The 13,502-nt window shown below is 37.6% G+C and carries 16 protein-coding genes and 1 pseudogene; 13 read left to right on the forward strand and 4 right to left on the reverse strand.

Annotated elements, in window-relative coordinates:
- The first annotated feature begins 144 nt into the window (after nt 1–144).
- Genes B7692_RS09905 through B7692_RS11375 form a run of 3 tightly spaced genes read left to right on the forward strand, consistent with a single transcriptional unit; the run spans nt 145 to nt 1,063 of the window.
- Entirely contained in the window at nt 145–357 is a 213-nt protein-coding gene (locus B7692_RS09905; RefSeq protein WP_084930592.1) for a hypothetical protein, read from the forward strand.
- A 49-nt stretch (nt 358–406) separates the two neighbouring features.
- Nucleotides 407–697 carry a DUF7675 family protein gene (locus B7692_RS09910; protein WP_084930593.1) on the forward strand — a complete coding sequence of 97 codons (291 nt, stop codon included), beginning with the start codon at nt 407–409 and terminating at the stop codon, nt 695–697.
- Between the two features lie 15 nt (nt 698–712).
- Nucleotides 713–1,063, forward strand: coding sequence for an ArpU family phage packaging/lysis transcriptional regulator (locus B7692_RS11375; RefSeq protein WP_239822396.1), 351 nt, complete (start codon nt 713–715; stop codon nt 1,061–1,063).
- Between the two features lie 101 nt (nt 1,064–1,164).
- Here B7692_RS11375 and B7692_RS09920 read toward each other — a convergent pair whose 3' ends face one another.
- Both B7692_RS09920 and B7692_RS09925 read right to left on the reverse strand, forming a co-directional pair.
- Entirely contained in the window at nt 1,165–1,308 is a 144-nt protein-coding gene (locus B7692_RS09920; RefSeq protein WP_239822397.1) for a hypothetical protein, read from the reverse strand.
- Nucleotides 1,309–1,342: 34 nt separating this feature from the next.
- Nucleotides 1,343–1,552, reverse strand: coding sequence for a CPCC family cysteine-rich protein (locus B7692_RS09925; RefSeq protein ID WP_001044018.1), 210 nt, complete (start codon nt 1,550–1,552; stop codon nt 1,343–1,345).
- Between the two features lie 466 nt (nt 1,553–2,018).
- Here B7692_RS09925 and B7692_RS09930 point away from each other — a divergent pair, with 466 nt between their 5' ends.
- From B7692_RS09930 to B7692_RS09950, 5 genes are all read left to right on the forward strand, one after another.
- Entirely contained in the window at nt 2,019–2,477 is a 459-nt protein-coding gene (locus B7692_RS09930; protein ID WP_001211279.1) for a CtsR family transcriptional regulator, read from the forward strand.
- 1 nt (nt 2,478) lies between these two features.
- Nucleotides 2,479–4,911 carry an ATP-dependent Clp protease ATP-binding subunit gene (locus B7692_RS09935; RefSeq protein WP_084930594.1) on the forward strand — a complete coding sequence of 811 codons (2,433 nt, stop codon included), beginning with the start codon at nt 2,479–2,481 and terminating at the stop codon, nt 4,909–4,911.
- Between the two features lie 144 nt (nt 4,912–5,055).
- Entirely contained in the window at nt 5,056–6,114 is a 1,059-nt protein-coding gene (locus B7692_RS09940) for an AAA family ATPase (RefSeq protein WP_084930595.1), read from the forward strand.
- 9 nt (nt 6,115–6,123) lie between these two features.
- Nucleotides 6,124–6,903 (forward strand): nicotinamide riboside transporter PnuC, encoded by a 780-nt coding sequence (gene pnuC / locus B7692_RS09945; protein ID WP_084930596.1) that lies wholly within the window; start codon nt 6,124–6,126, stop codon nt 6,901–6,903.
- A gap of 1 nt (nt 6,904) precedes the next feature.
- Nucleotides 6,905–7,678, forward strand: a complete 774-nt coding sequence (locus B7692_RS09950; RefSeq protein WP_084930597.1) for an NUDIX domain-containing protein — start codon at nt 6,905–6,907, stop codon at nt 7,676–7,678.
- Between the two features lie 71 nt (nt 7,679–7,749).
- Here the strand turns inward: B7692_RS09950 and B7692_RS09955 are convergent, their stop codons facing one another.
- Entirely contained in the window at nt 7,750–7,980 is a 231-nt protein-coding gene (locus B7692_RS09955) for a hypothetical protein (RefSeq protein ID WP_004255357.1), read from the reverse strand.
- A gap of 278 nt (nt 7,981–8,258) precedes the next feature.
- On the opposite strand from B7692_RS09955, the gene B7692_RS09960 reads away from it, so the two are divergent.
- The gene (locus B7692_RS09960; RefSeq protein ID WP_084930598.1) at nt 8,259–8,957 is read left to right on the forward strand and encodes a hypothetical protein; all 699 of its coding nucleotides are present in this window, start codon (nt 8,259–8,261) and stop codon (nt 8,955–8,957) included.
- Nucleotides 8,958–9,027: 70 nt separating this feature from the next.
- On the opposite strand, the pseudogene B7692_RS09965 reads toward B7692_RS09960, so the two are convergent.
- Nucleotides 9,028–9,255 (reverse strand): annotated as a pseudogene (locus tag B7692_RS09965) (tRNA dihydrouridine synthase DusB); the annotation flags it as partial.
- 129 nt (nt 9,256–9,384) lie between these two features.
- Between B7692_RS09965 and B7692_RS09970 the strand changes: the two are divergent.
- From B7692_RS09970 to B7692_RS09985, 4 genes are all read left to right on the forward strand, one after another.
- Complete coding sequence (locus tag B7692_RS09970) at nt 9,385–11,145, forward strand: sensor histidine kinase (RefSeq protein ID WP_084930599.1); 1,761 nt, start codon at nt 9,385–9,387, stop codon at nt 11,143–11,145.
- Nucleotides 11,123–11,728 (forward strand): response regulator transcription factor, encoded by a 606-nt coding sequence (locus tag B7692_RS09975; protein WP_023947315.1) that lies wholly within the window; start codon nt 11,123–11,125, stop codon nt 11,726–11,728. Before B7692_RS09970 ends, B7692_RS09975 begins: the two co-directional genes overlap by 23 nt.
- Nucleotides 11,729–11,826: 98 nt before the next feature.
- Entirely contained in the window at nt 11,827–12,720 is an 894-nt protein-coding gene (locus B7692_RS09980) for an AvrD family protein (RefSeq protein ID WP_023947317.1), read from the forward strand.
- Nucleotides 12,720–13,496, forward strand: a complete 777-nt coding sequence (locus B7692_RS09985) for an AAA family ATPase (protein WP_023947319.1) — start codon at nt 12,720–12,722, stop codon at nt 13,494–13,496. Before B7692_RS09980 ends, B7692_RS09985 begins: the two co-directional genes overlap by 1 nt.
- Nucleotides 13,497–13,502 lie beyond the last annotated feature (6 nt).

Below are 13,502 nucleotides of genomic sequence, written 5' to 3' on the forward strand. Positions count from 1 at the left end.
CCCCCTCCCCCTCGGAGCTCCCGGACTTCACGCCGTCACTGTACATTTTTTCTCGCGCCAAATCACAGAATTAAGTAATAATGAAATAAAATGTTAGGGCCTAGAAATATAAAAAATGATATAATCGAGGTGTGGTAATTATGTATGACAAAAGATGAAATTAAAAAATATTTAGACACAGATCTTGAATTTAATGTTAATGGCCGAGGTGCTTGTTTCTTATCCAGCGTTTGTGTAGTTGGTTATGATTATGAAGGCCAGCAGTTTAATACGATTGATGAAGCTATGGAAGCTAAAGTTTTTGATGGTAAAAGTTTAGTGGATATATGGGATGAAGTTTTTCCACAAGTATCGTAAAATAAAAATATGGTCACATTATTTGACTAAGATGATAGAAAGAGCCTGAATGATGTTAAATAACGACTTAATGGAATGCGATAAACCAAGTTCATCCGATGGAATGGATAAAGTTCTTATTTCAGAGTCTAATATTGAAGGATACAGTGATTTTTACAAAAATAATGAAGAATCAAAAATTTGGTGGATTGATAAGATAGATGTTAGAGGAGAGCTGTTGTTCAGTTTTGATCAGCAAAAAATTTATAACTTATTTCTTGATTATCCCCACAATATGACGGAAGAAGAAGTTAGAATTTTTGATAGTGAAAATCCTTTCTGGAGAGAATTTTTTCAATGAGTTGGGTAGTATGAAATGGACGTAGACAACACAGAAACAGCAAAAAGAGCATATCATTTTTTGAAAAGTTACAAGTCGCTGAAGAAGTTAGCCAATCTTAGAGATACTCCAGGCGCATTTGAAACCAAAGCTATCGAGATTGTCAAAATGATAGACTCTTATAGTAGTGGCCTAGACGGAAAGAAACGTGGTATATTTTATAATTTATTTATTGTTTCCCAAAAACAAAAGCATACTTTAAAAGAACTATATAGCTTACTGGATATTGATAAAACAGAGTATAACCGTCTCAAAAGTGAAATCTTACTAGATTTTGCTCGTAGTTATCGAGAAGGAGCATTATTGATATATAAAGATAAAAACTAATGACGAAATAAAGGCCCTTAGAAAAGAAACTAGGGGCTTTTTAACTGGTCGATTTTATCAGAAATTTCAACTTTTAAAATTTCATTTTCAAATAACCTCGTCTATCGTAAATCTGTTTTAACAGATAAAGCATCATACTCTTCATCAAAAGTATCCTTATCTTCAAAAAGACAAATTCCCTCAAAGGTCTGGTTATCAACGTCTGTCATCGTTACAACTTTATTGTTAAACTTTCTAAGTTCCATTTTTATTCTCCTGATTTTGTAGTACTATAGTTTGTTATATTATTGGAATCCCTTTAACGTAAGCTTCCTTAGCTTTTGCTAGTGTCATCTTGTTTGGGCCTCCATCAATGTTGGTTTCCCCCGTATTTTGCCAATTACAATGATCACAAATGTCGTAAACAGCGGTCAATGTTCCGCAAACTGGACAATGTACGTATTCTTCATCATTAATCATTACTAAGTTTTCTTTACCAGTCTTATTCATAATTATTTTCTCCTAATTATCGTTTTAAAATAGTGAAACCAGAAATATTAATTGGCTAGAACTAAATGCTTTTAAATTAATCTCTCTTATCTTTCTAAACGTTCCTGAGATAGGATTTCTTAGTTTCTGCAAGAGTCATAATATCATTATACTTCAATATTGGTGCTATTGCTAATGATTGAGAGAGTTTTCCAGGTATGCTATAATATTACCAGCTATTAAAAAAGCACGTTTGACCGTGCTAGTTTCTTGCCTGCTGAACTCGTCAATATTACGCCCTTTTTAGGGCTCTTTTTTGTGGACTTTTTTAGGAACTTTCAAGAAAAACTAAGGCGTCCTAATGTTGTAGTATTTTTAAAGAAAGTCAGTATTTTCAAGGCTTTAACCTTAAAAATTTGACTTATAGAGTGTTAAATGATAGTATAGTCAAAGATAGTCAAGGTTCAAAGAGAGAGGTGGGTTTGTAATGAGATTTAAAAATACATCGGATCATATTGAGGCCTACATCAAGGCGATTTTAGATCAATCTGGAATTGTAGAATTGCAACGGAGTCAGTTGGCAGATACTTTTCAGGTTGTTCCTAGTCAGATTAACTATGTGATCAAGACACGCTTTACGGAAAGTAGAGGCTACTTGGTTGAAAGTAAGCGTGGTGGCGGAGGCTACATTCGTATAGGACGGATTGAGTTTTCTAGTCATCATGAAATGCTCAGGGAGCTGCTTTATTCGATTGGCGAGCGGGTCAGTCAAGAAATTTATGAGGATATTCTACAGCTTTTGGTTGAGCAGGAATTGATGACCAAGCAGGAGATGAATTTGCTAGTATCAGTAGCTTTGGATCGCGTTTTAGGAGAAGAAGCTCCAGTTGTTCGTGCAAACATGCTACGACAGGTCATACAAGAGGTAGATAGAAAAGGGAAGTAAGATGAACTATTCAAAAGCATTGAATGAATGTATCGAAAGTGCCTACATGGTTGCTGGCCATTTTGGAGCTCGTTACCTAGAGTCTTGGCACTTGTTGATTGCCATGTCTAATCACAGTTATAGTGTGGCAGGGGCGACTTTAAATGATTATCCATATGAGATGGACCGTTTAGAAGAAGTCGCTTTGGAACTGACTGAAACGGACTATAGCCAGGATGAAACCTTTACGGAATTGCCGTTCTCCCATCGTTTGCAGGTTCTCTTTGATGAAGCAGAGTATGTAGCGTCAGTGGTCCATGCTAAGGTGTTAGGGACAGAGCATGTTCTCTATGCGATTTTGCATGATGGTAATGCCTTGGCGACTCGTATCTTGGAGAGGGCTGGTTTTTCTTATGAAGACAAGAAAGATCAGGTCAAGATTGCAGCCCTACGTCGAAATCTAGAAGAACGTGCAGGCTGGACTCGTGAAGACCTCAAGGCTCTACGCCAACGCCATCGTACAGTAGCTGACAAGCAAAATTCTATGGCTAATATGATGGGCATGCCGCAGACTCCGAGTGGTGGTCTCGAGGACTATACGCATGATTTGACAGAGCAAGCGCGTTCTGGCAAGTTAGAACCAGTCATCGGTCGGGACAAGGAAATCTCGCGTATGATTCAAATCTTGAGCCGTAAGACCAAGAACAATCCTGTCTTGGTTGGGGATGCTGGTGTCGGGAAAACAGCTCTGGCGCTTGGTCTTGCCCAGCGTATTGCTAGTGGTGATGTGCCTGCGGAAATGGCTAAGATGCGCGTGTTAGAGCTTGATTTGATGAATGTTGTTGCAGGGACACGCTTCCGTGGTGACTTCGAAGAACGCATGAATAATATCATTAAGGATATTGAAGAAAATGGCCAAGTGATTCTCTTTATCGACGAACTTCATACTATCATGGGTTCTGGTAGTGGAATTGACTCAACTCTGGATGCGGCCAATATCTTGAAGCCAGCCTTGGCGCGTGGCACCTTGAGAACGGTTGGTGCGACCACTCAGGAAGAATATCAAAAACACATCGAAAAAGATGCGGCCCTTTCTCGTCGTTTCGCCAAAGTAACGATTGAAGAACCAAGTGTGGCAGACAGCATGACAATTTTGCAAGGTTTGAAGGCGACTTATGAGAAACATCACCGTGTGCAAATCACAGATGAAGCGGTTGAAACAGCTGTTAAGATGGCCCATCGTTATTTAACCAGTCGTCATTTGCCAGACTCTGCTATCGATCTTTTGGATGAAGCGGCAGCAACAGTGCAAAATAAGGCTAAGCATGTGAAACCAGACGATTCTGGCTTGAGTCCAGCTGACAAGGCCTTGATGGATGGTAAGTGGAAACAAGTTTCTCAACTAATTGCTAAAGAAGAGGAAGTGCCTGTCTATAAAGACTTGGTGACAGAGTCTGATATTTTGACTACCTTGAGTCGTTTGTCAGGTATTCCAGTCCAAAAACTGACTCAGACTGACGCTAAGAAATACCTGAATCTGGAAGCTGAATTGCACAAACGTGTCATCGGTCAAGATCAAGCAGTTTCAAGCATTAGCCGTGCCATTCGCCGCAATCAGTCAGGGATTCGCAGTCATAAGCGTCCGATTGGTTCCTTTATGTTCTTAGGGCCTACAGGTGTCGGTAAGACCGAATTGGCTAAGGCTCTAGCAGAAGTTCTCTTTGATGACGAATCAGCCCTTATCCGTTTTGATATGAGTGAGTATATGGAGAAATTCGCTGCCAGCCGTCTCAATGGAGCTCCTCCGGGCTATGTAGGTTATGAAGAAGGTGGGGAGTTGACCGAGAAAGTTCGCAACAAACCCTATTCCGTTCTACTTTTTGACGAGGTAGAAAAAGCACACCCAGACATCTTTAATGTCCTCTTGCAAGTCTTGGATGATGGTGTCTTGACCGATAGCAAGGGTCGCAAGGTTGATTTTTCAAATACCATTATCATCATGACTTCAAACCTTGGTGCGACAGCCCTTCGTGATGACAAGACTGTTGGTTTTGGGGCCAAGGACATTCGTTTTGACCAGGAGAATATGGAGAAACGCATGTTTGAAGAGCTGAAAAAAGCTTATAGGCCGGAGTTTATCAACCGTATTGATGAAAAGGTGGTCTTCCATAGCTTATCTAGCGACCATATGCAGGAAGTGGTGAAGATTATGGTCAAACCTTTAGTGGCAAGTTTGGCTGAAAAAGGCATTGACTTGAAATTACAAGCTTCCGCACTGAAATTGTTGGCAAATCAAGGATATGACCCAGAGATGGGAGCTCGTCCACTTCGCAGAACCCTGCAAACAGAAGTGGAAGACAAGTTGGCAGAACTTCTTCTCAAGGGAGAATTAGAGGCAGGCAGCACACTTAAAATTGGTGTTAAAGCAGGCCAGTTAAAATTTGATATTGCATAAAAATGGAGAATCAGGAGTAATCTTGATTCTTTTTTCGCAACGTTTTTATAAAAAATGATAAAAAACTATTGACAAAACAAAAATATAGTTTATAATAAAAACATAGATTAAAAATATCAAAAATTATAAAAAGGTAATAGGTTTATGAAAAAGAAAACAGCAGTGGTATTTGGAACCTTTGCTCCGCTTCATCAAGGTCATATCGATCTGATTCAGCGAGCGAAGCGGCAGTGTGACCGGGTCTGGATTGTCGTTTCAGGCTATGAGGGAGATAGAGGGGAGCAGATAGGCTTAACGCTTCAAAAAAGATTTCGCTATATCCGAGAGGCCTTTTGTGATGACGAGTTGACCTCCGTTTGCAAGTTAGATGAGACCAATCTTCCCCGTTACCCTATGGGCTGGCAGGAGTGGTTGGACCAAATGTTAGTGGAGATTTCCTATGATGAAATCCAGCAAGAACTAATTTTCTTTGTGGGAGAAGCAGACTACCAGAAAGAATTATCAAATCGTGGTTTTGAGACAGTCTTGCAAGAAAGAAAGTTTGGTATCTCAGCGACTATGATTCGAGAAAATCCAAGCAAATATTGGAAATACATCGCTCAACCTTTCCGACGTCAGTTTACCAAGAAAGTGTTGATTATGGGAAGTGCCAGCAATGGGAAGACCACTCTGGCCAAGGATTTAGCTAGGTATTACGATGCGCCCGTCAGTCTGGAATACGCGCGTGAGTATCAGATTAAAAATAACGTCCGCGACGATGAATTGACTCCAAAGGATTACTACTATCTCCTGTTGGGCCAGTATGATCAGACCTCCAAGTTAATCGATAGTAATGTCAATCGAGGTCTAGTGATAGCCGATACCAACTCCTTGGTGACTAAGGGCTATTATGATTATTACATGGAGACTGAGGACCAAGGGGACTTATCAGGAGAGACTTTTGATAATCTCTTTGCCTCGATCTTGGCTAAGGAAAAATGGGACCTGATTCTCTTTGTGCAACCTGTCGGTTCCTATGTCAATGACGGATTTAGAGATATGACTATGGCAGAGGATCATATTCGTCACAGTTTTTCCCAGCATTTGGACCAGATGAGAGAGCGATATTTAACCAACATTCCTTTAGTTTATCTAGCGGAGGATTACCTAGGAAATTATGAAGCAGCGAAAGTAGCTATTGACGCCATTTACCAAGCGGATTAGGAGAACAATATGAAAAAACTAACTAAAAAAATCACACAATTTATCGAAAACTTTAAAAATGTCCATGCAGAAGCTCGCAAGATTGGTTTTGCAGGAACCATGTGCTTGCTCTGGAAAGATCTCTTTGTTGGTCGCAGTCTTTTCCAGTGGTTGTATCTCATTGCCTTGTCAAGTGTTCCCTTGATCTTGGAATTCACGCAAAATACGGAAAGTCATGACTGGCTTAGCTTGTTTGCATCTTGGACTGGGATTGTCTGTGTTATCTTGGTGGCAGAAGGTCGTGCAAGCAACTATCTTTTTGGGGCTATTAACTCAGCTATCTATTTGATTTTGGCCATGAATGCGACTTTTTATGGGGAAGTTTTGACGACCGTTTACTTCTTTGTCATGCAACCAATCGGTCTCTATGCTTGGTTATCCAATCGTATCAATGACCAAGGAAAAGTAGAAGAATCTCATTTTGAAGCTAAGAAATTATCTGTTCTTGACTGGCTCAAGTACTTGGTCTTGACTGCTATCATTTGGATTGGTATGGGCTTGGCTTACCAAAGTATCCATAGTGCTCGCCCTTTCCGTGATAGTGTTACCGATGCGACCAATGGTGTTGGTCAGCTCTTGATGACACGTCTCTACCGCGAGCAATGGATTTTCTGGATTGCAACCAATCTCTTTAGTATCTACCTCTGGTGGGGTGAAAATATCCATATTCAAGGAATGTACTGGGTTTACACACTCAATAGTCTAGTGGGTTGGTACCAATGGACCAAGGCAGTTCGTAAGGAGGCATAAAATGACGGACATAAAGATTCCAGCAGGGATGACGGAAAAAGAATATTATGAAATCCATGCCAGTCAGGAGGAGTTTTTAGACTGGTACTACAAGCAGGAACTCCCACAATATGAAAAGCCAAGTGTGACAGTGGATATGGTGGCTTACTGCTTTGTTGAAGGAAAGATCAAGCTCTTGCTGATTCGTCGCAAGGCTCACCCTTATCAAAACTGTTTGGCCTTAGTTGGAGGTTTTATGGATAAGGGAGAAGATGCTGCTCATGCCTGTCAGCGCGAGGTGCGTGAAGAAGTCAATCTCGATCTTCCTTTAGAAAAAATCGAGCAATTGATGACCGTATCGACCCCCGGCCGTGACCCCCGGGGCTGGACAGTGACCATTGCTCACTTGGTTTATCTGCCTAGTCGCGCCTTAGACCTCGTTCAGGCAGGAGAAGATGCTAAGGATGTGGTTTTTGTAGATGTCGATTTTCAGACAGGGAAATGCTACCTAGAGGGAGTGGAGTTGGAGGAGCAAGCCTTCGCTTTTGATCATTATGCCATTATCCAAGAATCTATCAAACGAATCCAAGGACGCCTCGACTGGAATCCGACCTTCCTCTATCTGCTGGAGGAGGAGTTCACTGTCTACGAAGGGACTGAACTGGTCAATCTTATCAACCCCGGTCGTCCAATCGTCAGCAATAACTTTCTCGTAAAATACGGAGAATATGTAGAAGAAGTCGGACTCAAACGAGTGCCTAAAAAGAAACCAAGAAAAACCTATCAATTGAAATAAAAAACGAGGTCGGGAAAAGTTCCCGATCTCTTTATTTGCCTTTATTAGTTTGATTTGCTGTTGCGACTGTTTTAGGGATGGCTATCTCTCTTAGAATTGCTCAACAGGTGAGTAAAGAAGTCTTTGTATCGATACTTGAGATAGTTCTCATGTAAAAATAACAAGGCGATATAAACAATCAAAAAGATTGTAGTCAGATAAAACACATCAAATGCAGTTCGCGCATAGTAAGCGGCTGATTGATAAGAGCCAATTGCTCCCAAAATCAACCAAGGAAGATACTTATAATACTTATTTAGCATAAGAGTGCACCTCCTATATTCTATTTCAATGTTATTATATTCCTTTGTACTTAAAGGTGCAAGCGATTTCACAAAAACAAATTCAAATTTTTAATAGGAAAATCTCCTATTTTTCTGTTTTATTACGAATAGAAGAGTAGGAGGAGAAAATGTATCTAAAGTATTTAAGATTTTTAAAATAGTTTAGATAAATTGTTGACATATTCAAATTTGAATGTTACAATTATATTACAAAAAGATTTCTTTATATTTCTAAAATATTACAAAGGAGTAGAAAAATGAAAAAGAAAACCTATATCAAATTGATGACAGCAACTGTATTAGCTTCTACCCTACTATTAGGGGCTTGTGGAAATAAAAAGGAAACAACTCAAGCAAGCAGTTCTGCTAAGACAAGCCAGTCATCAAGTTCTAAAGCAACCTCTTCCAACAAAGAAAGCAAGACTCAGAAGTCATCAAGTTCAGCTTCATCTGAAAAGGCCAAGGCATCTACTGATCAATCTTCAGCAACTGCAACGCCATCACAAGCGGCACCTGCACCAGAGCAAAGACAAGGTCAAGAAGTGGCTAATCAACAGGCGGCTAGTCAACAAACTCCTGCTCAGGCTCCTTCAACTCAACAGGCTCCTCAAGCCCAGTCTAACCAATCAAGCTATGATCCTACAACTGACCGCAAACTTCAAGACAAGCAAGCAGAGCAAAATAAACGCTACAAGGGTGTTTTAACCATGGTAGATGGTGATTTCTCAGCTGCAGCGGGTAATTGGAAGGGAGCCAATGGCGAAACTATCACAGTTTCATCAGGTGGTCAATTTACAGTAGAATCTTCTGATGGAAAGAAAGAAAACTACTCTATCAAAGGCTACTCTTATACTCTTGATGATGGCAAGTATAATGCCAAAATTGGTGGAGGAAAAGTCATCCAAATTACAACAGGAGCGGATGGTAAGGTTTCCAGTGTTGCTTTGAGTCAATAATAACTCTCAGTATTTGAATTTTTACAATCAAAAACCCGTAACCTTTAAGAGAGTTACGGGTTTTAAACTATTAAGCCTTATCCAGTTGCAAGAGGGCTTCAATCTCTGCTAGGGTGCTAGCTTGTGAAATAGCTCCACGGAGCTTGGCTGCGCCAGATGTTCCACGGAGGTAGTGAGGAGCGAGTCCACGGAATTCACGAACTGCTACGTTTTCCCCCTTGAGGTTAATCAAACGTTTCAAGTGTTCGTAGACGATTTTCATCTTGTCTTCAAAAGTCAAATCAGGGAGGATTTTACCTACTAGAAGATTGTATCAGTTATATTTCGAAAGAAAAAAGAATAAATTTAACTATAAAACCTGTTTTATTGAATGAAAAAATGGTAGAATAAACATCAATATCAAGAGAAATGTGGAGTGTTGCAAACAATGAAGTCAAAAATGTTTCGATTTTATTTTGTTTTGTTATTTATTTTCTTTTTTTATTTTTCGTTTTCAATATTTAACCGAACGTACAGTGGAATCACCGTAGATAAACATGATAATGAGTGGATAGTTAGACAAGTCCATAATCTGGGAAGCTTTGCAAATCATCAAGAGATAATAGGGTCATCAATTATACAAATAGACGGTCAGAGTCCAGATAGTAATTTCTTATTATCTCGATTCTTAATTGTTGAACCGCTTCATTCTGTGACAGTGTTAGATAGGGGAATTTCAAAGACTTTAATAATAGAATCTGGGAGATCAAGCCAAATTATCTTTCTTGTTTTATCAATCATTGCTTTTCTGATTCTACTGTTATTTCGCTTATACATAAAAGGCAGAAGTAAAGGAAAAACTGGGAAACGATATTTTTATTTTATTAGTTATACTAGTCTGATGCTATTATCGATCATTCCATCAAGTATAGGAGATGTATTTGGTCGTAGTCTATTAATTTCATACTTGACTTTATTTCCATTATTCATGGATATCTTCATTAGAGTGTTAGTCTTAAAGATAAAAGGTTCAACCATTTCTAACTTTTCTCGTATTATACTGGGCTATTCACTCATCACTCAACTTTTGTATGTTTATAATCTTATACAGCCTATTGATTTTTTAACCATCTTTTTTTCTAGGGGGGTATTTTATTTAGTATTTTTCTTTTTAGTTATCCTGCTGTTAAAGATGCTTATAAATTACTATCAGAGAAGAGAAATGCTGCCAATTCATACCTTATTTTTAGCAGTTCTGGCCTTATTTCCTTTATTTTTTGGATATATTTTCCCGATTGGTAAGGAAGTTTCGTTTATTTATAGTATTCCTCTATTGTTGCTTATTTTGTTCTCTATTGTGAATAACTTGATACTAGAGCGAATGATATATGTTGCTTGGAAGTGGAATCCATTCATATATAACTTGATATTTTCCGTTTTTTTTACTAGTCTAATTATTCTTTTTAGTCTGTTATTAAGAGAATTTTCTCCAATTTTTTTCGTTCTTTACACTTTTCTTTTTTCACTAGCTTTGTTACCTGAAATAAGGAAAATGATGTTGATTAGCCATAAAATGGAGGGAATCTTTAGTAGTTTTCATACTTTTGTAGCTACTGAATTAGAGAGGGAAGAAATTGCAACGTTTATACATGATACTACAATTCAGAAGGTTATTTATTATAAAAAGCAGTTAGAAATTAGTGAACACATTAATAGAGGAGCTTTATTAGAGATGTTGGATGATATTGTTTTTGAATTAAGAGATTTATGTTCCAATATCTATCCTTTAATGGTGCATGAATTAGGGTTGAAAGAATCTATTACTAGCATATTAAATCAATTCATGAAGATGGAAACTGTTTCGATTATGACAACTTTTTCAATAGATGAAGAAAAAGTTAACGATAAAGTGGGCACGTTTGTATTAAGGACAGTTAAAGAACTAGTAAATAATAGTATTCTTCATGGGAATGCTAGAGAAATTACTGTAGATTTATCTACAAAAGAAAAGATTTTATCAATTGAAGTTATAGATGATGGTATTTTTAAGGGAAACTATCAGTCTAATGAACATCATTTTGGTTTAAATAGAATTGTAGAGAAGGTTCATTTATTGGGGGGAACTGTTCAGATAAATATAGAACCTACAAGTGTGAAGATACGGATACCTATAGAAGGGAAGAAAAATGATTCGTTTGGTTTTGATTGATGATCACAGTTTAGTATTACAAGGATTGGAGAACTATTTTTTAAAGGAAGATGATTTTAAAATTGTTGGTTCCTATACAGAAGTAGCAGATTTACTTCTCTGTCTTAAGAATGAAAAGGTAGATGTGCTAGTTATGGATTTTATGTTGAAAGGAGTAACGGCATTTGATGTTATTAGTCAAATAAATAGATTTCTGAATACAGTTCCCAAGATAGTTCTTTTATCAGGATTTTATGACACTTTGTTACATAAGAGAGCGATGGATTTTGGGATTCAAGCTTTTTTACCCAAAGAAAGTTCTTATTTGGATGTTAAAAGTGCAATTTATGCTGTTTATAAGGGAAATCACGTTATTCCAGATGGTTTGTTAGAAAAGCAAGAAAATAATCTATTGACAGATACGGAGTTAAGTGTATTGGAACTGATTGTAAAAGAATATTCTAATGAAAAGATAGCAAATAGTTTATTTGTCAGCAGGAGAACAGTGGATACCCATGTTTCAAATATTTGTTCAAAGTTGGGAGTGACGAGTAGAGTTGGAGCTGTACGTGAGGCTATTCGATTAAATCTAGTATCTTTATAATTTTATACTAAAAAGGCAAGAAGGTTTTCGTAAATTACGGATTCTTTCTTGTCTTTTTTTGTTTAAGATAGAGTCAGTTTAAAAGATTGGAGAAGTATATGCTAACAGTAGATTATTTACTTGGAGACAATAAAAATCGTTATTTTGGCAGAGGGCATAAGAAGACGACTTATGAAGTTAAGTTGAAAAATATTTTAGAAGGAGTTGGGTCTCTTCATCAAGAAGGTTTGTGGTCTAGTAAACAATCTGAAATCATACAGCAACACCTGAGTACATTAGATGGAATAGTATTAGCTCATTTATTTGGAAGTGAAATACTGAAAAGAATGGGAGTGAGATTAAATCAGTATAGGTTAAGCCATTTTGAGATAAAGTCAGGGATAAAAGCTATAGAAGAATTGGTAAATTTAAAATTAGAATTACAAAATTTCAAAATGACGAACCAAGTGATTGAATTTGATTGCTTGGTAATGGATATGAAAGTTTGTTTAGGATATCAATTATTAGAATGTATGGAAAATGTAGCTGCTATAGGAGAACAAGGTAGAGATTTTTTATCAACTCATTTAAGAGATAGACAACATGATATATACGATGTTGAGTTTTCAGATAGTAGTATATCTTGTAAAGCAGAGCAAGTATTGATCAAAGATATTGAATATAGTGGTGTAGGTAGTCTAGAACAGAATTATTATAGTTTGTTAGAGCTTCTGATTATTTTTTCTCAAATGGCAGAGATGTTAGCCTACCATATCGAAGAGATATCTCGAGAGGAGAGCAATACCATGTGGATGAAGCAAGTAAGTGCAGACTTGAATTCACCAATTTTGAACGGAGTAGTGGAGCTCAGTGGTAGTGTTTCAAAAAATAGATTATTAAAAATTAGAGAAGAACATTGGAAAGTCTACGAAATGTCTGGATATGATATAGATCATAAGGTAGTCTTTAAAAGTAAAATAGCTCAAAAATTACCTGATGGAGGGGGACAGTGATGGGAAATAGAGAATTAAGGTTAGTGATATCAGGCACTTATTCTACAGGTAAGACAACAACTGCTACAGCTCTTTCGATTGCAACGGGACTTCCCTTAATCGACGCTTTGTCTGCGAGGGAAATTTTGACAGATTTATATCCTGGCAGAAGATTTCAGGATATGTCATCAACTGAATTAATGGCACTAGGGCTAAAGCGTTTTGAGGAGAGAATTCGTACAGAAGGAATTCTATACAAGGAACATGGAAGTTTTCTATCAGATGGTTCAGTATTGAATGAATGGATTTACGGGACTGTTCGAATGAAGGTAGGAATTAATCCAGGATCAGCATTCATTCATCGATTGATGAAATCTATTTTAGGTATTCCGGGTCGACGATTTTTCAAAAAATATTTGACTGCTTATGGGGTTGTCTCTAAGAATCATGCGAAATTGTGGTATACAGATGTTGTTCATTTACCAGTAGAGTTTGCAATGGATCCAGATGGGCATAGACCAGTATCTGAAGAGTATCGAAATTTATCAGATGAGGAATTATATGAAGCTTATAGGAATTTGGGTCTGACACCTTATTGTGTCAAAGGTAGTCAGAAAGAACGGTTAAATCAGATCATTCAACATTATGAGTTGCCAATAGTTGTTCCAGTAGATGAGGCTATTTCCTTAGCTGAAAAGGTTATACGAGAAAACAGGGAAGCAGTATCTAAACGTATCATAGAACAGTATGAAGAGCCTACATTAAAGGAAAAAATAAAATTTATGACAAGATATTAGGAGTAT

The organism is Streptococcus mitis (assembly GCF_002096925.1).
GTDB lineage: Bacteria > Bacillota > Bacilli > Lactobacillales > Streptococcaceae > Streptococcus > Streptococcus mitis_AF.